Annotated in this window: 14 protein-coding genes; 8 read left to right on the top strand and 6 right to left on the bottom strand. The window is 72.1% G+C overall.

What is annotated here, in order from left to right; all coding sequences use genetic code 11:
- Window positions 1–17: 17 nt before the first annotated feature.
- Window positions 18–512 carry a hypothetical protein gene (locus ACTVCO_RS01170; protein ID WP_443726556.1) on the bottom strand — a complete coding sequence of 165 codons (495 nt, stop codon included), beginning with the start codon at window positions 510–512 and terminating at the stop codon, window positions 18–20.
- A gap of 210 nt (window positions 513–722) precedes the next feature.
- On the opposite strand from ACTVCO_RS01170, the gene ACTVCO_RS01165 reads away from it, so the two are divergent.
- The 3 genes from ACTVCO_RS01165 (at window position 723) to ACTVCO_RS01155 (ending at window position 4936) form a co-directional block, all read left to right on the top strand.
- The gene (locus ACTVCO_RS01165; RefSeq protein WP_443726555.1) at window positions 723–1196 is read left to right on the top strand and encodes an NfeD family protein; all 474 of its coding nucleotides are present in this window, start codon (window positions 723–725) and stop codon (window positions 1194–1196) included.
- Between the two features lie 140 nt (window positions 1197–1336).
- Window positions 1337–2821 (top strand): SPFH domain-containing protein, encoded by a 1485-nt coding sequence (locus ACTVCO_RS01160; protein WP_443726554.1) that lies wholly within the window; start codon window positions 1337–1339, stop codon window positions 2819–2821.
- Between the two features lie 129 nt (window positions 2822–2950).
- On the top strand, window positions 2951–4936 hold the full coding sequence (locus ACTVCO_RS01155; RefSeq protein WP_443726553.1) for a DivIVA domain-containing protein: 1986 nt from the start codon (window positions 2951–2953) through the stop codon (window positions 4934–4936).
- 116 nt (window positions 4937–5052) lie between these two features.
- On the opposite strand, the gene ACTVCO_RS01150 is transcribed toward ACTVCO_RS01155, so the two are convergent.
- Both ACTVCO_RS01150 and ACTVCO_RS01145 read right to left on the bottom strand, forming a co-directional pair.
- Window positions 5053–6039, bottom strand: coding sequence for a DUF5692 family protein (locus tag ACTVCO_RS01150; RefSeq protein WP_443726552.1), 987 nt, complete (start codon window positions 6037–6039; stop codon window positions 5053–5055).
- A gap of 131 nt (window positions 6040–6170) precedes the next feature.
- Window positions 6171–6782, bottom strand: coding sequence for a TetR/AcrR family transcriptional regulator (locus ACTVCO_RS01145; RefSeq protein ID WP_443726551.1), 612 nt, complete (start codon window positions 6780–6782; stop codon window positions 6171–6173).
- 128 nt (window positions 6783–6910) lie between these two features.
- Between ACTVCO_RS01145 and ACTVCO_RS01140 the strand changes: the two genes are divergently transcribed.
- Window positions 6911–7567, top strand: a complete 657-nt coding sequence (locus ACTVCO_RS01140; RefSeq protein WP_443726550.1) for an SRPBCC family protein — start codon at window positions 6911–6913, stop codon at window positions 7565–7567.
- A 49-nt stretch (window positions 7568–7616) separates the two neighbouring features.
- On the opposite strand, the gene ACTVCO_RS01135 is transcribed toward ACTVCO_RS01140, so the two are convergent.
- Window positions 7617–8981, bottom strand: a complete 1365-nt coding sequence (locus ACTVCO_RS01135) for an MFS transporter (RefSeq protein WP_443726549.1) — start codon at window positions 8979–8981, stop codon at window positions 7617–7619.
- Window positions 8982–9035: 54 nt separating this feature from the next.
- On the opposite strand from ACTVCO_RS01135, the gene ACTVCO_RS01130 reads away from it, so the two are divergent.
- Window positions 9036–9821, top strand: a complete 786-nt coding sequence (locus ACTVCO_RS01130) for an aminoglycoside N(3)-acetyltransferase (RefSeq protein ID WP_443726548.1) — start codon at window positions 9036–9038, stop codon at window positions 9819–9821.
- Window positions 9822–9889: 68 nt separating this feature from the next.
- Here ACTVCO_RS01130 and ACTVCO_RS01125 read toward each other — a convergent pair whose 3' ends face one another.
- Both ACTVCO_RS01125 and ACTVCO_RS01120 read right to left on the bottom strand, forming a co-directional pair.
- Window positions 9890–14746, bottom strand: a complete 4857-nt coding sequence (locus ACTVCO_RS01125; protein ID WP_443726547.1) for a hypothetical protein — start codon at window positions 14744–14746, stop codon at window positions 9890–9892.
- Between the two features lie 120 nt (window positions 14747–14866).
- Window positions 14867–16093: a VIT1/CCC1 transporter family protein gene (locus tag ACTVCO_RS01120; protein WP_443726546.1), complete on the bottom strand. Its 1227-nt coding sequence runs from the start codon at window positions 16091–16093 to the stop codon at window positions 14867–14869.
- Between the two features lie 165 nt (window positions 16094–16258).
- On the opposite strand from ACTVCO_RS01120, the gene ACTVCO_RS01115 reads away from it, so the two are divergent.
- The 3 genes from ACTVCO_RS01115 to ACTVCO_RS01105 all read left to right on the top strand — a co-directional run bounded on the left by ACTVCO_RS01115 (window position 16259) and on the right by ACTVCO_RS01105 (window position 19015).
- Complete coding sequence (locus tag ACTVCO_RS01115; RefSeq protein WP_443726545.1) at window positions 16259–17329, top strand: DUF2804 domain-containing protein; 1071 nt, start codon at window positions 16259–16261, stop codon at window positions 17327–17329.
- Window positions 17330–17529: 200 nt separating this feature from the next.
- Window positions 17530–17967 (top strand): hypothetical protein, encoded by a 438-nt coding sequence (locus tag ACTVCO_RS01110; protein ID WP_443726544.1) that lies wholly within the window; start codon window positions 17530–17532, stop codon window positions 17965–17967.
- 211 nt (window positions 17968–18178) lie between these two features.
- Window positions 18179–19015: an HNH endonuclease family protein gene (locus ACTVCO_RS01105; RefSeq protein WP_443726543.1), complete on the top strand. Its 837-nt coding sequence runs from the start codon at window positions 18179–18181 to the stop codon at window positions 19013–19015.
- Window positions 19016–19073: the final 58 nt, after the last annotated feature.

The raw sequence follows: 19073 nt of genomic DNA, 5'->3' as shown, positions 1-19073 counted from the left end.
GCGCTGGGTGTGGACGGTCAGGCGCGCCAGCGCGCCGTCACCACGTCCGCGAGCGCCCGGACGAGCGTGGGCACGGTGACGACCCGCCAGACGACGTCGTAGACGACAACGTCGTCGAAGCGCCGGGCCTCGGTGCGCGCCATCGCACGGCGCACCACCTCGACGACGGGCATCGCCTGCGGGACCGCGAGCGGCTCCCAGTCGACGACCTCCCCGACCTGGCGTCGCGCCAGGAGCGCGCGGCCGTAGCCGAGCGTCCCCGCGCTCACCGCAGTGTGGCGCTCGCGTGAGATGAGGCCCACGCGGCCAGGGTCGTCGCGGCGGGCGACCGCGATCGACGTCACGTGCTCGGACCGGAAGATCTCGGCGACGACGGGGTAGAGGGTCGTCGCGTCGACGACGTCGATCGGCACGGCAAGGCGCCCGACGGGTACGAACGGGTCGTCGACACGGTCGATCGCCGTCTCCCGACGGCGGCCGTCAAGGTGCGGGGCAATGGTGCGCGTGATCATGGATCGATCTTGCACGTCGCACCACCCGGGCCGTGTCGATCCGGGCGAACGTCGCCAGACGTTCATCGGTTCGACCGCTTCGCGTCACCCTGACCACATCCGTGACGCACGTGGCGCCATCCTCCGGCTGCGCTCGTCACCGGACATCGGGCCCCCGCCTCCGCTATCGTTCGGCACAAGGGTGTGCCACCCAGGGGGAAGAGGTCCAACATGACGATCTTCGTCATCATCGGCGTGGTCGGGCTGCTGCTCGTCATCGGCTCCATGCTGCTCGGCGAGTTCATCGACTTCGGCGACGGCATCGTCTCAGGCACGGGCCTGGGCGTCGGCGCCATCGTCTTCAGCGCGATCGGCATCATGACGACCGCGAACGACCTGCCGACCTGGCTCGTCTACGGCGGCTCAGCGCTCGCCGGAATCCTCGCCCTGTGGCTCGCACAGCTCACGATCACACGCGTCCAGGCGACCGAGGACGGGCAGCCCCTTCACCTCGTCGGCATGACGGGCGTCGCCAAGTCCGACATCACGCCGCAGCGCGGCGAGGTCTTCCTCGACGCACCGCAAGAGATCGAACGACGTATGGCCTGGTCAGACGCGCCCATCGACGAGGGCACGCGCATCGTCGTCGTCGCCCACGAAGGCTCACGGGTCAAGGTCGCCCCGGGCAACGGAGCCGTCGCCTAGCACGCGGCGACGGCACCGCCGTCGCCAGCCGGCCACAGCCGGCACCTCGCTCCCTCGGCACTGCACCCTGCACCGCCGGGACAGACACACCTCCGGCCGACGACCGTCGGGCGGACCGCACGCCACGGAAGGACCGCCGCATGCCCGCCAGCAGCACCGATCCCAACTTCTGGACAGTCGTCGGGGTCGCGCTCCTCGCGATCGCGTTCATCGCGATCGTCACGTTCATCGCCAAGCGCATCCGGCGCGTCCCACCGAACGAGGCCCTCGTCATCGTCGGTCGCGGCGCGGGCAAGAACCAGCCCGATCTCGTCGGCGGCCAGCGCGTCGTCGTCGGCGGCCGCGTCTTCGTGTGGCCGATCCTCCAGCAGGGCTTCGCGATCTCTCTCGAGCAGCGCCAGATCGGCATCACGGTCGAGGGCGTCGACAAGAACCGCGTGAAGATCGCCATCAAGGCGTCGATCAACTTCAAGGTTCGGGGCGACGACGACGGCGTGCGCCGCGCGGCTCAGCGATTCCTCTCCCAGCAGGACGCCCTCACCGAGATCATCAAGGAGTCCCTCGAGGGCTCGCTCCGCTCGATCGTCGGCGACATGACCATCGAGCAGATCATCTCTGACCGCAAGGGGCTCTCGGACCGCGTCGTCGACTCGACGAAGACGGACCTCGCCGAGCAGGGCTTGCAGGTTGACCTGCTCAACATCTCTGACATCTCGACGCCCGGCTCCGACTACCTCGCGAACCTCGGCCGCGCCGAGAACGCGCGCGCCCGCCAGGTCGCAGAGGTCTCGGAAGCCGAGGCGCGCCGGATCGCCGAGTTCGCTGTCATCGAGGCCGCGGAGCAGATCGCCGAGCGTCAGAAGGCGCTCGACCTCAAGAAGGCCACGATCAAGGCCGCAACGGACCGCGCTAACGCCGAGGCCGAAGCCGCCGGTCAGCTCGCACGCGTCGAGCAGGAGCGCCTCGTCGCGCTCGAGCAGCGCGAGGCACTCACCGAGCAGGCCAAGGTGACGGAAGAAGAGCTCGACATCTCGATCCGTAAGCCTGCCGAGGCCGACGCCTACGCGGCCGTTCAGAGGGCCAACGCCGAGCGCGACGCCGCCAACGCCGCAACCGAGGCCGACGCATTCAAGCGCACGACGATCGCCCAGGCCAACAAGACCGCAGCGATCCAGGACGCGGAGGCCGCGGCTGAGGCCGTCCGCCGCGCCGGTGAGGCCGAGCGTGACCGCCAGGTCGCCCTCGCCGCCGGTATTCGCGCCGAGGGCGAGGCCCGCGCGGCCGCGACCGAGGCCGAGGGCCGTGCCGAGGCTGCCGCCACGGACGCCAAGGCTGAAGCGCTCAAGAAGTACGGCGAGGCAGCTCTCGCACAGGAGCTCATCGAGCGTCTGCCCGCGATCGTCCGCGCTGCCGCCGAGCCCATGGCCGCCGTCGGCACCATGACCGTCATCTCGACCGACGGTGCGTCAGCGCTCACGAAGAACGTCTCGACCGTCCTCGGCGAGGGCAAGCAGATCGTCAAGGACCTCCTGGGCATCGACCTGTCCACGCTCATCGGTGGTGTCGCAGGCGCCTCGCTGGGTGTTCAGCGTCCCGCAGAGCCGGGCTCGACGCCGGACGCCTGACCAGCAGCGCCCGCAGCGGCCGCCCCGCGACACGGGGCGGCCGCTGTCGTCAGCAGCCCGTGCTACGCGGACCAGGGCGTCCTCGGTACTATCGCCTCACTACTCGTCCACGACGTCAGGGGACACCGCATGCTCACCGCCGCCGATGTGCGCTCTGCGCGCTTCACCGCGACCAAGTTTCGGTCCGGCTACGAGATCGTCGAGGTCGACGAGTTCCTCGCCCGCTCGGCCCGCACTCTCGAGCACCTTGAGCAAGGGCTCACGGTCGAGGCCGACGGAACGCCGTTGCTGACTCCCGCCGATCTTCTCGGCGCCCGCTTCAGCCCCACCCACCTCACCGAGGGTTACTTCGTCGACGAGGTCGATGACCTGCTCGACGGCATCATCGATGCCCTCAACACGTACATCGGGCGCGCCGAACGCGGCGAGCCGCTTGTTCAGCCGATGCCCTCTGCGCACGACGCGGCCGGCGTTGCTGAGGACGAGCCTGTCGGTGCGGGTGCCGTCGACGGCACCGACGCCGAGCTCGACGACACCGGGGCAGAGTCCGCGGCCCCCGCGGACGACGAGGTCGCTCCGTCGAGCGCCGACGTCGCTCCGTCGGACGACGAGGTCGCCCCGTCGGGTGACACCCTCTCGGACGGCTTCGCCGCGTTCGAGGACCACGTCGCCGAGGCCGGCGCGGCGGACGCGCTCACTTCTGACGCCTTCTCTGCCGACACTCCCTCGGACGACACCTTCCCTGGCACGTTCCCCGCTGAGCCCGTGTGGGCTCCGCCCGTGAGCACCGCCGTCACGCCGTCCCCATGGGAGGCTCCGGCCCCCACAGTGGTGACTCCGCTCGAGCCCGCGGCCGCTGCAGACGACGAGACCCGCTCGTTCGATGACGCGGCACTCGCCACGGACGACGCGTTCGACCGTGAGCCCGCACCCGACACGGCACTGACGTTCGAGAGCGTCGACGTGCTCTCCACCGAGCCCGCGCTCGACGGAGAGCCTGGGCTCGGCACCGCACCTGAGCCCGACGGCGAGCCCGCTCCTGCCGACGGTGACGACTGGGTTCAGCCGACCGAGCAGACCTCGCCGTGGGCTCCGCCCGAGGCCACGCGCTGGACGGCCCCGACCTCCGGGGCCGAGGCCGTGGACGAGACGGGCGACGTCGACGAGCTCGCTGACACCGGCGACGTCGCCGCAGGCGAAGACGCTGCGGGTGTAGACGCTGGAGACGACGTTGCTGCGGACGAAGACGCTGCAGGCGGCATTGCTGCAGGCGAAGACGGTGCAGGCGGCTTTGCTGCAGGCGACGTCGCTGCGAACGGAGTTGCCGCGGACGGGGTTGCCGCGAGCGAGGCGCCCGCGCCGTGGGAGCCCGGATTCGTGCCGCCCGCAACGCCGATCGCCACGCCCGACTGGGGCTTCACCGCCCCGGCGGCACTCACCAACGACGAATGGTCCGCACCCACCGAGCCCGCCGCAGCGGACGCGTCCGTCGACGCCCCCGAGCCTGTGGCCGTCGACGAGGCCCCGCTCCTCTCCCTGACGGACGAGTCGCCGTGGGCGAGCCTTGACGGCGACGAGCCGGTCGCCCTCGACCTCGAGGAGGAGGTGCGTGACGCAGAGCGCGCCGACTCCGAGCTGCCCGCCTGGCTGACCGACGCGCAGCCCGAGATGGCCCAGGCCGCTCCCGAGGTCACGACCGAGGGCTCACTCGCACCTGAGACCACCGACGGTGCGCCCCTCCTCATCGACGAGCCCGCAGGCGAGACCCCCACCCGGGTTTCCGCGTTTGCGCTCGCCGCCCAGTCCTCACTTCCGGAACCGGCAGCGGCACCGGCCGAGCCGGCAGCAGCACCGGAAGCAGCAGCGGCACCGGCCGAGCCGGACGCAGCCACGGCAGCACTGCCCGTCGAGGCACCCGCACCGAGTCCCGCTGCGTACGTTGCTCCGGCCGACGCGCTCGACTCCCAGGGCTTCCTGCGCCAGCTGACGTTCGCCCGTGCGACGTCGACCGGCCCGGCGAAGGACTCGATCACGCTCGTCGGACCCGACGGAACGGTCTACTCAGCGGTCAACGTCCGCAAGACTGCCGAGGGGCTCGTCGTCGACCTCGGCTGACGGCGACCGCGCAGCGGCCCCGTCGGGCAGACGCCACATATGCGAGACGCCACATATACGTGAGGGCGGACCGGGATTCCCCGGTCCGCCCTCACGTACGTGGCGTTCTCCCCTGCCTAGACAGTCGGGGCGGCCGCGGCAGCCTCCGCGTCAGCGTCGACCTCCACGCCCTCCGCGCCCTCCGCGACAGGACGCTCAGCGTTGAGCACCAGGTAGGCCTCGAGGTGCGTGAAGAGCTCGTCGCGCAGCGGGTTGCGGCGCTTCACGATGATCGTGCGGATCTGGTAGACGAAGACCGCGATGTTCGCGAGCAGCGCGAGCAGGCTCACGATGAACAGGGCCTTCGGGTCGTGCGACGCCTCGACCGAGAACTTCGAGTCCGAGACGAACGACGGGACCGCCATCGTGAACATCATCCAGAAGGCGAGCGTGTGCGCACGGTGCTGCAGCCAGCCACCCTTGCGCAGGAAGAACGCCGGGACGGTGCACGAGATGAGCAGCGCAGCGCCTGCGTAGAAGGCGTGGTCTCCCACGCAGTTGTACACGTAGGCGAAGTTCCACAGGTCGTACGCGATGATCCAGAACCACAGCATGTCCGGCCACACCATGTCCTGGAACCGGTCCTTGGTGACGAAGATGCCGACCCAGCCACAGATGGTCACGAGGTTGAGGATGCCCGCGACGCCGTTCATGTAGTTCCACACGCCACCGACCATGAACACGCCGTCGTGCATGCCCTGCAGGTTCGCGACCTCAAAGTCACGCACGACCGCTTCGGCGATGTTGAGCGCGAGGATCGCGGGCGGGAACCACAGCGCGTACTTGTTGGCGGCGATGCGCTTGTTGTAGCGGATGAGCATGAAGCCGATACAGCCCGCCAGGGCTGAGTAGACCTTGACCCAGTGGAACCACGAACCGGTCGAGCTGCCCGCGCCTGCCGTCATCGGCCACACGAAGATCGTCAGGACGACCGGAAGAACGATGAAGATCGCCACGGCGGCAATCTTCGACCAACGGACGAGCTCGTTGAGCCCGATGAGAACCGCAAGGACGACCAGCCACATGAGGGCTGAGTACCAGGGGATCGAGTCGAACAGGAACACCTGTCACCACTCCTTGAAACGGGGCGGCGCTGCCGCCGTGAGAAGGTGCGCCTTCCCCTCGCGCAGAATGGTCCCGGCGCACCGAGAAGGACCTGCGCACGTGTGCGTCGGCTCGCCCGACGCGTCGGATCTCAGCGGCCGGGGGCCTCCTCCGGTTCGAGACGCAAGGCCTGGCGGACGAGCGCGACGAGGAGGCCGTCGTCGATGCCCGGCGTGTTGCGTGCGAGGCCCACGAGTCCGTACACGAGGACGTAGAACGTCTCGCGCACGTGGTCGATGCGGATGCGGTGGCGAGCGGCGTACGCCCGGACCGTCGTCTCCTCGAGACAGTCGACGATCGCGCGCACCGCGCGGTCGAGGAACGCGTTGTACATCCCCGTCGCCTCGACGCGTTCGAGGTCGGGGCGGATCGGGTCCATCGCGCGCAGCTGCGTGCGGAAGAGCGCGATCGCGCTGATGAGCGAACCTTCGATGTCACCGGTCGTGCGGTCCGCGTCCCATGCACGCACGCACTCGACGAAGTGCTCGACGTAGCCGTCGAGCACCGCGTCGACGAGCGCGTCCTTGCTCGGGAAGTAGTGGTAGACGAGCGTGCGGGCAACCCCGACGCGTCGGGCGACGTCCGAGAGCGTCGTGCGTGTCAGCCCTTGTTCCGCGAACAGCTCGCGCGCGGCCGTGACGAGCTCGTCAGAGCGAACGTCAGGCGCGGTACGGGGGCTGCGTGGAGCCTTCGCGGTCGTCATGCCGCAGACGCTAGCCTCGCTATTGACAGGCCGTCAATAGCGTTGTCGCAGGTGAGGACCATAGTCCCAGGCGGAGTCCGGGACCTGCGGACCTAGCCCGAGGGCCCAGTTCGTGATGCGATGGGGGCATGATCCGTCGCCCGTCCCTGCGCGCGGTCGCCACGACCGGCGCCGTCCTCACTGCCTTGAGCGCCCTACCCGTCCTGCGCACGTGGGCCATGCAGTGGGGCTCGACCGAGGCCGAGCTCGACGCAGAGCTCCCCGGCGACGAGCTCACCCCTGCCGCGCACCACGTCGTCACACGCGCCGTGACGATCGACGCACCCGCCGCAGCGGTCTGGCCCTGGCTCGTGCAGCTCGGGCGGGGTCGCGGCGGTTTCTACTCCTACGACGTCCTCGAGAACCTCGCGGGCCTGGGCATCCGGTCGACCGACCGCATCGAGGCGCGCCTGCAGGGCCTCGCTGTCGGTGACCTCGTCGAGCTCGCCGAGGGCTTGGCCCTCAAGGTCCGCACGCTCGAGCCGGGCCACGCCCTCGTCCTCGCCGGACTCCCCGAGGACGACAACACCGGCGGCCCCGGGGCGACCATGCCGTTCCGCTTCACCTGGGCCTTCGTGCTCGATGAGCTGCCCGGCGACTCGACCCGTCTCGTCGTGCGCGAACGCTACGAGTACCTCTCGTCGTCGGCCGCGTTCATCGTCGAACCCGTGACGTTCGCGAGCTGGCTCATGACGCAACAGATGCTTCGAGGAATCCGGGCACGGGCGCTGCGCTACGCGCGCTAACCCAAGAGCCCGGCCGGAGTCCGCCGGGCTCTCGCCCGGCGCGCCGGAGCTACGGCTCGGGGTGAACGGCGTCGTAGGCATAGAAGCGCGGCCAGCGCCGCACCAGGAGCCACAGCACGACGACGCACGAGAGCCCGCCGACGACCGCAGCCATACCCTCCCCCCACCACGATGCCTGCGCGCCCAGCCACACGTCGCCCGCGCGCGGACCACCCGCCACGACCACGATGAAGATGCCCTGCAGCCGACCTCGCATCTGGTCCGGCGCGGCACTCTGCAAAATCGACGTACGGAAGATCGCCGAGACGTTGTCAGCAGCCCCGCACACGGCGAGCAGCACGAGGGAGCCAGCGAGCGCAGGCCACAGCACGACGTCAGGAACCGTACGGCCCGCGCTCAGCAGAACGGCACCGAAGCCCGCGACGCCAAGCCCCCACACCGTGATCGCCCAGACGATGATCGCGCCCTGCCGGCGCATGCGCACGAGGCCACCCGAGAGCAGACCCGCGGCAATCCCGCCGACCGCGATCGCGGCAGTGAGGTAACCGGTCGTCTGCTCACCGCCACCGAGGACGACGACGCCGAGCGCAGGGAACAGCACACGCGGCATCGCCAGGACCATCGCCGCCAGGTCAACGAGGAAGGTCATGCGGACGTTCGGCTGCGTGGCGAGGTAGCGCAAGCCCTCGACGACAGAGGTCAGGCCGACCCGACGCCGGGCGGGAGCCGCGGCTTCCCGTGGCAGACCGGCGGGCGCGGGCGCGTCGTCGGGCACTGCCGCACCGGCGTCGGCCGCTTCCGCGTACGCGATCGTGCCCGGGCGCAGCGACGGCAGCTTGAGCAGCGCCCACAGCGCTGCGAGGAACAGCACCGCGTCGATCGTGTACGCGACCGCGTACCCCCAGTGCGCGACGAGAACCGCGCCCGCTACGGGACCGAGCATGAGCGAGGTGTTGAACAAGAGCGTCTGCAACGCGTTCGCGGCGGGCAGTCGCGCGGGCGGCACGAGCATGGGGATGATCGCCGACCGCGCCGGGTTGTTGATCCCGAAGCCCGCCGCCTGGGCGCCCACGAGCGCGTACAGCACCCACAGCTCGTCGACCCGCAACCACGCCTGCGCAGCCAGCACGACGGTGACGAGCCACAGCCCCGCCGAGGTGAGCAGGGCAACCTTGCGCCGGTCATGGATGTCGACGAGCGCGCCCCCGTACAGGCCCGTGATGATGAGCGGCACGAGCGCTGCGATGCCAAGCCCGCCGACGGCGAGCGTCGAGCCCGTGAGGTCGTAGACCTCGAGCCCGACGGCGACGACGGTCAGCTGTGTTCCGAGACTCGAGAGCCCGAGTCCCCACCAGAGACGGGCAAACGCGGGCGACTGGCGCAGTGGGCTCGTGTCGATGAGAAGGCGGGGCACCGCACGAGCCTATGCGCGCTGCGACGTGCCTAGGATGACGGCGACGGAAGGACGATGATGCCCTCACCTCTCACGCGCACGGATCTCGTCGACGCCCTGCGGACGCTTGGCGTCGGACCGGGCGACGACGTGCTCGTGCACTCCTCGCTGCGTGGCCTCGGGTACGTCGACGGCGGCGCCACGACGGTCGTCGCCGCGCTCATCGACGCGGTGGGTCCGGACGGGACGGTTCTGTTCCCGACGATCACCGCGACGGCCGAGCACGGTCCCGCTCATCCGCCACGGCTGGACCTCGCGACCGCCCCCGGGTGGACGGGTGCGATTCCCGAGGCCGCCCGACTCTGGCCGGGCGCGGTGCGGTCGGCGCATCCGACGCACTCGGTCGTCGCGATCGGCGCTCGGTCGCGCGAGCTGACCGCAGGGCATGCGCGCTCGGTCACGCCGTGTGACGCCTCGAGCCCGTATGGCCTGCTGGCGGACGGGAGGGGCCGGGTGCTGCTGCTCGGTGGGGTGACGCACGAGAGCTCGACGTCCCTGCACGGGGCCGAGGAGCGTGCGGGCGTCCCGCATCACCTCCAGGACGAGCCGACCAACGGGGTCGTGGTGATGCCCGACGGCCACGAGGTCGTCGTGCGCGGGCGCCTGCACCTGTGGGGCTGGGATCGTCACTTCGACCGTGCGGCGGCGCCGCTGCGGGCCGCGGGCATGCAGCGCGACGGGGTGGTCGGCGCGGGTGCGGCGACGCTCGTCGAAGCACGCGGGTACATCGAGGTCATCGTGCCCCTGCTGCGTGAGGACCCGACGTTCCTGCTCGCGCGGCACGAGCTGGCGCGGGCGTAGCCCGGGCCCTGCTCTCGACCGTGCCCGCCTGTTCTGCGTTCCGCCCGCCTGCTCTCTGCCCTGCCGGCCTACTCCCACCCTTCGGTGTCGTCGCCGAGGCGCCGCCACATGCCGGTGACCGCCGAGCGGCTCCTCTCCATGACGGTCGCGCCCAGCACGGCGATCGCGCCCAGCCCGGCGACGACGAGCCATGCCCCGGCTGACCCCCAGCCGGGGAGCAGTGCGACGAGCGGCACGCCGACGAGCAGGACTGCTGCGACCAGGACGAGCGCTGCACCGGTCATGACACGGCGGCGCACCTTGGACGTGAGGCCCCAGACGGCGATGGCCGCACCGATGACGAGGACCGCGAGCGCCCAGGCGACCGACTCGTCGACCGCCCGAACGACGAACGCGCCCACGAGGAAGGCGACGCCGAGGAGCTCGGTCGCGGCCTCGGCCCCCAGGATCATGTCGAGGGCGGGGTCGGTCGACCGGACGGTGGGCGAACCAGGCGCGGGAGCCCCGCCTGGCTCGACCCGGGACGATGCGCCCGGCAGTGCCCCCACCCGGCGGCGGCGCTCCGCGCGGAGCAGGCTAGCGACCATGAGCAGCGCGAGACCGACGGGGACGGTCGACCAGGCTGCGCCCGTCGTCAGGTGCGGTGCGACGACGAGCCACGCACCTGTCGCCAGGATCGGGCTGAGGATCTGGCCCGGGAGCGCGTTCTTGCCGAGGCCCCATGCCGCGACCTGGACGGCCGCCGTCGCCAGGATGATCGCGTACGGGAGCGAGGTGTCGAGGTCGAAGGAACCCAGCGGGTCCGCGGCCTGGGTGGCGGTCCCGTAGACCGCCGCGAACGCGGCGAGGATGATCGCCGCGGCGGAGTAGACGGCGAGGGCACGGGAGAGGAGTGCGACCACCGGCCGGGCGGGGCCGCGCACGGTGACGACGACGATGACGGCCGCGACCGCTGTGAGCGCGGCCGCCGCGGCGTGAACGGCGACCTGCGCCGTCGGGCCGAGGTTCGCTGCCGTGCCGGCGGCGAGCGTCGTGAGCGCGCCGACGACGGCGGCGGCATCGACCGCGCGCCGGTCACGCCAGGCGAGCGCCCCGGCAATGAGTGCCGCGACGACGAGCGCGGCTCCGCCGACGATCGGCCAGTCGACCCGGAAGACGGCGAGGGTGATGATCCCGCCGACGACAGCGATGGCAAGTCCTGTGCTCCACCACGCGAGTGCGAGATGCGCCCGGTCCTTGGCGGTCGGCCAGAACGATCGCGCGAAGACGCGCGCGCTCGCCGCGACGAGTGCGATGGCGGCTCCGGTGACGAGCGAGAGCCCGGCCGCCTGCTGCGCGTGCGGTTCGGTCGCGGCGATGAGTGCTCCCCACGTGGCGAACGCACCCGCGGCACCGATGAGTGCCCGCCCAGGATCGCGTCGCACGAGTGCGAGGCCGGTGGCCGTGAGCGTGACGAGACCTGTCGCGGCGACGATCGCCCAGGTCCCTGCGTCGAGGGCGAGGGAGACGACGAGCACGGCTGCGGCGGCGATGGCGTCGGCGGACCTGGGCCGGCCTCGACGGGCGACGACAATGGCGACCGCGCCGGCGAGCACGCCCGTCGCGAGGTGGGTGGCCAGCTCGCCGTCGAGCGCCGTGAGAGCGATCGGTGAGGCCGAGGCGAGGATCGCGATCGACCAGCGCGGGTGGAAGCGATGCAGCCGGTGGAGCGCCTCGGCTCCAGCCACGAGGAGCGTCACGGCGAGCAGCGCCACCCACGGGTGGTCGTCGACGAGTCCGGGCCATGCGCGCAGGAGCGCGGCCCACGCCGCGACGATGCCGAGCGCGAGCGACCACGGCGTGCGGCAGCGCACACCGGATGCGAGCAGGGTCAGGGCGACGGCTCCGAGCACGGTCGCACCGAGGACGGCGCCCAGCGCGGCATCGCGCACGCCGCTCGAGGCTGCGCCTCCGGACGGAGCGAGCAGGGCGGCGACGACGAGCAGCACGTGCCCGTAGACGTAGGGCGCACGCACGCGGTGCACCGCCTGCCATACCTCGCGGGACGCGACCGCAGCCGCTCCCATGACGTAGAGCGCGCCCACAGCGGCCGCGACGAACGAGACGGTCTCGGGCATGTGGCCGCGCAGCCACGCGGAGGACGCGACCGCGACGTCGAGGACGACGAACGGCACCGCGGCCCACGCGAGGTTGACGACCACCCGCGGGCGCCGCTCCACGGGCAGCAGGACGGGGACGAGGACGAGCGCCGCGATCGCGACGGCCTCGAGGACCAGGTCGGTGACGTCGGGCGCGTTCCATCCGGTGTCGCCGACAGCAAGCCGCTGGACGACCGCAGCCATCGCGACGAGTGCGGCCGCGCGAGGGGCGATCAAGGCGATGCCGAGCATGGGGCGTCGGGCGGGGGCCTCAGCTTCTCCGCTCGTGCTGGACTCGGAGGCCGGGATGAGGTGCGTCGCGGCAGCGATGACGAGCGCCCACGACGCGAGGATCGCGAGCGGCCACCAGCCGGGCATGACGGCACCGGCCGAGGCGTAGGCCGCGTCGAGGACGGCAAGCATCGAGACGGGTACGCCTGCGGTGACGAGCAGCCACAGGAGTCGCGGCGCGGCGAGGGGCGTGGGGGCTCGGCGTGCGGCCACGGGAGCTGGCGGCAGAGCCGCAGACGTGGCCGGAGCCGGGGTCGGAGCCGGAGCGAGCACTATTGCCGACTCGCGGCGGTCGAGGCGCACCGCCGACACGGCGAGAGCCGCTGTCGCAGCAACCAGGACGAGGGCGTATGCCCAGGCGAGGGTCGGGTCGCTGGCGCGTTCTTCCCAGCTCATGGCGGGATCTCGTGCAACGACCAGGGCGAGGGCGCCGACGCCGAGCGCATGCCCAGCCCCGTCCGCACCGACGGTCCAGTTCGACGCGACGAACGCGAGGCCGACGAGCGCGAGCACGCCCGCCAGCACGACGATCGGCAGGCCGAGGAGCGCCGCGGCGGTCAGCCACGCCCAGGTGAGCAGCGCGGACGCTCCCCACAGGCGCGCCAGCGGGACGAACGGGCCGTACGCGACGAGCACTCCGAGCACGACGAGCCCCGCAACGACGCTCCAGACGTCGGCCGATGTCGCGCCAGGGCTGTTGTTCGCCCAGGCGTGCACCACCACGGCGCCGAGCACGACGAGCAGCGTGCCCACGCGACGCCACGTCCGCCAGTAGCCCTCGCGCTCCGGCACCAGAGCCACCGCGAGCGCGACAACAGCGGCGCCGAGCGCGATCGTCGGGCGCGTGGCGAAACCGAGCGCGATGAGACCCAGCGCGGGCGCCGCGCCACCGACGATGTCGAACAGCTGATGCGTACCGGCGAACGGACGAGTCCTGCGCAGGAGTGCCCACGCGGTGACGGCGGCGAAGACCGCAGTGGCGGCCCACGGCTCCACGAGTGTCGTGAGGGTCGACGCGCCCAACCCGACGACGGGGATGGCGAGCGACACGGTCGGGCGACCACGTCGGCCTGCTTCTTCAGCGAGCACGAGGAATCCGGCTGCGGCCACCACACCCAGGGCGCCCGGTTCGCCGAGCAGGCCGTCCGTCCCGCCCGCCGCGAGCACCGTCGCTGCCCAGGCGAGGGGCGCGGCGACGTCGGGCAGCATGGGCGGCAACGCGGGCCGCATCGCGGCGAGCGCGACGACGAGCGCCGCACCCGTCGCGAGGACGAGCCCCGCCTGCGGGTCGCTCGCGGCCCGCGCGAGCGCCGCGAGCATGGTGACGACGACGAGGGTCGCAGGACCCGACGGGCCGATCGCCACGCCACGCACACGCGCGACGACCGCGAGGAGCGCGAGAGCGAGCGCCATCGCCCCCGCCTGCCACACGCTCGGCTCCGCGACGTCCTGCCCCGTGGGCAGCGGACGACCGACGCCGATCGTCGCCATCGCGGCGGCGAGAACGAGGGAGGGCACGACAGCGTGTCGCAGAGCGGTCCCCCGACGACGCCGGTCAGCCACGAGATAGCCGCCCGCGCAGGCCAGCGGCACCACGGTGAGCGCGACGACGAGCGCGCCACCACGCGGGTCAGGCGGAACCTGGAAGCCGTCGACGAGCGACGTGATGACGAGCAGCGGCAGCAGGAGTCCGCCGAGAACCTCAAGCGCACGCGCGACATCCGTCGCGCCCCCACGCCTCAGCTGCCACGCCGCGATGAACGGAACCGCGGCGGCCGCAAGCTCCGCGACAGGGCGCAGCGACGGACGCACGTCGCCGAACGCGAACGCGACCAGGCCGAAGACGCCGACGAAGAGCAGCACGACGCCGAGGTACGTGAGGCCGTGCGCGGCGATCGACGCCGCAACAGCGCGGCGCCACGCCGGGACGGGGCGCGGGGTGCGGGCCGGCGGCGGCCCGAGCGGTGGGTACGCCTGGGGTGTCCGACGCTCCGCTGCCGGCACCCGCGAGAGCGTGATCGCGCCCGGCGTGGACGTCGCAAGGGGCTGGGGAGCAGGGCTCGGAACCGCAGGGCTCGAGACTGCTGGGCTGGAGACTGCTGGGCCGGAGATGGCGGGGCTGGGAACGACAGAGGGTGGGGCTGCGAACGCCACCTCGGGTGCCCCGGGCGCAGCAACAGGGGTCTGCACGACCCCGGGACCGACCGCCGCGGCCGCACCAGCGGGCGCCTGCCCGCCGACCTCGGCCCGGAGGGTCTCGACGACGGCCGTGAGCGCGTCAGCGCGTGCGGGATCAAGCGCACCGGCCGCGTGAGCCTCAGGAAGGAAGACGTCCGTGACGAACGCGAGGGCGAGGGCATCGCCAGGCCCGAGCGGACGGTGCATGGGCCGCGGATCGTGCCACGTCTGGGAACCGTCGGAGAGCCACGGGGTCCAGCCGTTGTCGTCCTCGAGGCGCCATGCGGCGCGTCCGGTCGGGTCGGGATGCCAAGCCATGAGGTCTCCTGTCGTGGATCAGCGTCAACCTAGCGGAGTCACGCTGACAATGGGGGTTATCCACACCAAGAATTTCCTCCTGCGCGTCAGCCCCCATCCAGACATGTCGACGCCTCGGACCTACCCGAGCGTCGTACCGAACGCGAGACCCAGCAGATAGGTGACCGCCGCCGCGCCGTAGCCGATGGCGATCTGCCGAACGGCACGCGTCCACGGCGACGCCCCCGACAGGACACCGACAGTGGCGCCCGTGACCAGCAGGACGAGCCCGACGAGCACGGCAGCAACGATCATCGCCGCACCGCCCGACATGCCAATGAGGAAGGGCAGGAGCGGGACGAGCGCACCGCCCGCAAAGAGGCAGAAGCTCGAGATCGCGGCGCCCCAGGCACTTCCGAGCAGCTCCGCGTCAGGGCCGACGACCTCGACGTGCTCGCTCGCCGACTCCGCGAGCGCGGCCTCGACGGCCGCCGCATCAGCAGCGAGCCCGACGTCGACCATGTCGGCGGCGTCGTCCGGCACGGTCGCACGCCGCTCCGCAGCGTCGGCGCGCGCGACGAGCGCGAGCGTTCGCCGCGCCTTGGCGTCGGCCGCCGCCGGGTCGAGGCCACGCGCCCGGTAGACGAGCGAGAGCTCGTTCGCCTCGACGTCGAGGTGCGCGAGCGCGTCGTGCGCGTGCGGCGACGGATGCGACGCCCGCGCAAGCTCGACCTGCGAGCGCACGGACACGAACTCGCCCGCACCCATCGACATGGCACCTGCGAGCAGGCCCGCCACACCGGTCGCGAGGACGGTGCCCGTGCCGACGCCCGTCGCGCCGATGCCGAGGATGAGGGCAAGGTTCGAGACGAGGCCGTCGTTGAGCCCGAAGACAGCGGCGCGGAAGTTGCCTGACATCTCGATGCGCCCGCGCGTCGCGAGCGACCGCACGACCTCCTCGTGGATGCGCTCGTCGGCCGCCATCTGCGGGGTCGCGTCCGTGTCGACCTCGTAGGCCGAGCGTGACTCGGCGTGCTGGGCGAGCGCGAGCGTGAACACCGACCCGAACCGGCGGGCGCCCAGCCCGAGCACCTTCGAGTACGGCGACCGACGGACCGACGCCGAGCGTTCCGCACCCAGCAGGGTGCGCCAGTGCTCAGCGTGCCGGCCCTCAGCCTCGGCAAGCTCGAGGAGGATCTCACGCTCCGACCCGGTGCGGGCGGCCGCCAAGTCGCGGTAGATCGCCGCCTCGGCGAGCTCGTCGGCAAGGTGGTGGCGCCAGCGGCGGATGTCGCGCGCGGTCGGCTCGGTGCGGCGGGGCGCCGGGTCGTCTGCGGCAGGTGCGGGGCTGCGGGGGGCGTCGGGCATACCTCTATCGTGACAAGCCGTCCGCTCCCCGCGTCCGTACGCGCAAGTGCGGGTCGCCGCACTTCGCAGCGTCGTCGCCCGGCACGCACCGGGCAACCGCCCGCACCGTGAGGTGCAAGGATGCTGGGACCTGGGGCGAGGAGGCCCCGCCGCGAAGGAGAGACCGTGCCCTACGTCGAACGTGAGATCACCGCGCCCGTCCGCCTCGTCGGCCCCGACGGCCACCTCAACCCAGACGCTCACGGGTGGAGCCGCACACCGTTGCACGACACGACGCTGCCGTCCGGCCCAGGCTTCTGGGGGCGCAACAAACGGTGGGAGTACTGGGGTCTCATGACGCCGACGCACGTCGTCGGCCTGACGATCTCGAACCTCGACTACGCAGCGGTCCACCAGCTCTACGTGCTCGACCGGCGCACGCTCGAGGAGGTCGACGCGTCTGTCATCAGTCCGTTCGGGCGCGGCACGCGCCTGCCCGAGTCGCTCGGCCGAGGGCCCGCACGCGGCAACGGACGAGGCTTCCATCTCGCGATCGACGAGGTCGCGGGCAGCCCAGCCGACGACGTCACCGCGTCCGGGCTCGCCCTCCCGCCGGGTGCGGTGCGGCCGGGGCGGACGACGCGCCTGCGGGCGCGGACCTCGCGCGTCGAGCTCGACGTCCGCGCGGTCCGCGGCCCGGGCTGGGAGTCGATGGGCGTCGTCGTGCCGTTCGGGCGCGGCCGCTACCAGTACACCGTCAAGGATCTGGCGATTCCGCTGGTCGGCACGCTCACGGTCGACGGGGAGACGGTCGACGTCGGCGAGGGAGCGTGGGCTGTGCTCGACCACGGTCGTGGCCGCTGGCCGTACTCACGCACGTGGAACTGGGCGGCCGGGTCGGGCGTCGTCGATGGCGTGCGGACCGGGCTGCAGCTCGGGGGCCGGTGGACCGTGGGCTCAGGCTCGACGGAGAACGCGCTCATTCTCGACGGCGTCGTCGACAAGATCTCCGAGGAGGTCGTCTGGGAGTACGACGACGAGGACTGGTTGCGGCCGTGGCGCGTGCGCGGGTCGCGGCTCGACGTCACGTTCACGCCGTTCCATGCACGGCACGCGGTGACGAACCTCGGGATCCTCGCGGGTGATACCACCCAGTGTTTCGGGGTGTGGGAGGGATGGGTTGCGACGGCCCAGGGGGAGCGGGTGCGGGTCGACGGCCTCGAAGGGTGGGCCGAACAGGCAATGAATCGCTGGTAGGAGGCCGTTGCTGGGGCGCGCGGGGTCGCGGGCTCGCGCGGCAGCGAGAGTGACGCGCACACGTCCCACGATACGAACAGGGACCTTCGGCCCCGTGATCTTTCTGTCCGGAAGCGAGAGGATCGCTACGTGCGCTCAGCGCACGGCCGCCCGCTCACGGACAGTGCGGAGTCGGCACGAGCCGGCGAGGGGGGCCGCACATGAGCGAGGTCTACGTCCGTCCGCCTGCCGGCGCGCAACTCGCACGGCCCGTCGCGTGGGTCGCCGTGACCGTCCTCGGTCTTGAAGTCATCGCCGGCCTCGTCGGGGTCTCCGTCCTGTCCTACCGGACCATGCACGACGCCGGATACGGGGCCGCCCCCGGCGCCCAGGCCCTCAGCCGCACCTTCGTCATCGTCGCGCTGCTCGCACTCGTCGGGGCCGCACTGGCGATGGCCGTCGCGATCATCAGGCACCGGGCCCGACGGGGCGCGCCCTCGCGCCCCCTCGCGTGGGCGGCGATCGCGATGCTCGCCACCCACGTCGTCGTCGTTCTCGGCTGCCTTGTGCGCGCCGAGTGGGCGATCGCGCTGGGCGTGTCCATCGCCGGGCTCATCCTCGCGGGCGCGTGGGCGCCCTGCTTGCGCCACCGGCACTGAGCACCCGTCCCGCTCACACACGCGGGCTGCCGCACCGCGGTGCACGCGGTCGGCTCCGCCGCGGGGGCTGCCGCGGGGGCCGCCGCGGGGCTGCCGCGGGCGGCCGCCGGCCAGGCCGGCGCACCTGCCCACAACGGGCCCGGGCGCCGCGCTCTCCACGGAGAGCGGCGACCGCCTCGCGCTCGCACCGCGACCGCGGTTGGCTCAGCCCGTGCTCCACGCCCCCGACCGACGTCCGACGCCCGCCCGCGGCGAACGCCGTGGCGCGCGCAACGGCATGCGTCGCGGCGTGCGCCGTGGCGTGCGCAGCCAGGCGCTGCTTCGCGGCGGTCGCCCGTCCCTCCGCGGTCCTCTCGCCATGCTCGTCGTGCTCGTCGTACTTCTGGTTGCGCTCGCGTGGTGGGCGTCGGCGCCGTGGCGCGCACCCGACCTCACCTACCCCGTGACGAGTGACGAGCTTGCCTCCGCCCGCGCGGCCCTCGGCGCCCTGCCCGAGCTCACAGCCGAACCTGCCGAGCCGTACGAACGCAGCCGCTTCGGAACTCCCTGGGCGGACGTCGACGGCAACGGGTGCGGAACGCGCGACGACATCCTCGCGCGCGACCTCACCGACCCGCGGACCGACGCCGACGGCTGCACCGTCCTCACCGGGGTGCTCGTCGACCGATACACCGGCCACACCCTGCCGTTCCGTCGAGGGCCGACGACGAGCGCACGCGTGCAGGTCGACCACGTCGTCGCACTCGCCGACGCGTGGCGCACAGGCGCGTGGGCGTGGGACGACCCGCAGCGGCTAAGGCTCGCGAACGATCCGGCCAACCTCCTTGCGGTCGACGGCCCGACGAACGAGGACAAGGGCGCGCAGGATGCCGCGACCTGGCTGCCCCCGCATCAGCCGTTCCGCTGTCACTACGCGGTGCTGCGCGTCCGTGTGCGCACGGCCTACGGCCTTGCGCTCGCGCCGCACGAACGCGGCGCTCTCGAGCGCGCGCTGGACGCGTGCGACGTCGCCGAGATCACGGTGACGCCGGGGGTCGCGCGGCACTAGAGTTCACGTCCGGCACGACACCGTGATGCACACCACCGTCCGCCTTCTGGACTATTCC

The organism is Sanguibacter sp. A247 (assembly GCF_052324925.1).
GTDB lineage: Bacteria > Actinomycetota > Actinomycetes > Actinomycetales > Cellulomonadaceae > Flavimobilis.
The sequence above is the reverse complement of the archived record's forward strand: the minus strand, read 5'-3'. Positions and strand labels throughout refer to the sequence as shown.

Coding starts and splice junctions, on each gene's coding strand:
- ACTVCO_RS01170 (WP_443726556.1), bottom strand. CDS start 512: ATGATCACGCGCACCATTGCCCCGCACCTTGACGGCCGCCGTCGGGAG.
- ACTVCO_RS01165 (WP_443726555.1), top strand. CDS start 723: ATGACGATCTTCGTCATCATCGGCGTGGTCGGGCTGCTGCTCGTCATC.
- ACTVCO_RS01160 (WP_443726554.1), top strand. CDS start 1,337: ATGCCCGCCAGCAGCACCGATCCCAACTTCTGGACAGTCGTCGGGGTC.
- ACTVCO_RS01155 (WP_443726553.1), top strand. CDS start 2,951: ATGCTCACCGCCGCCGATGTGCGCTCTGCGCGCTTCACCGCGACCAAG.
- ACTVCO_RS01145 (WP_443726551.1), bottom strand. CDS start 6,782: ATGACGACCGCGAAGGCTCCACGCAGCCCCCGTACCGCGCCTGACGTT.
- ACTVCO_RS01140 (WP_443726550.1), top strand. CDS start 6,911: ATGATCCGTCGCCCGTCCCTGCGCGCGGTCGCCACGACCGGCGCCGTC.
- ACTVCO_RS01130 (WP_443726548.1), top strand. CDS start 9,036: ATGATGCCCTCACCTCTCACGCGCACGGATCTCGTCGACGCCCTGCGG.
- ACTVCO_RS01125 (WP_443726547.1), bottom strand. CDS start 14,746: ATGGCTTGGCATCCCGACCCGACCGGACGCGCCGCATGGCGCCTCGAG.
- ACTVCO_RS01120 (WP_443726546.1), bottom strand. CDS start 16,093: ATGCCCGACGCCCCCCGCAGCCCCGCACCTGCCGCAGACGACCCGGCG.
- ACTVCO_RS01110 (WP_443726544.1), top strand. CDS start 17,530: ATGAGCGAGGTCTACGTCCGTCCGCCTGCCGGCGCGCAACTCGCACGG.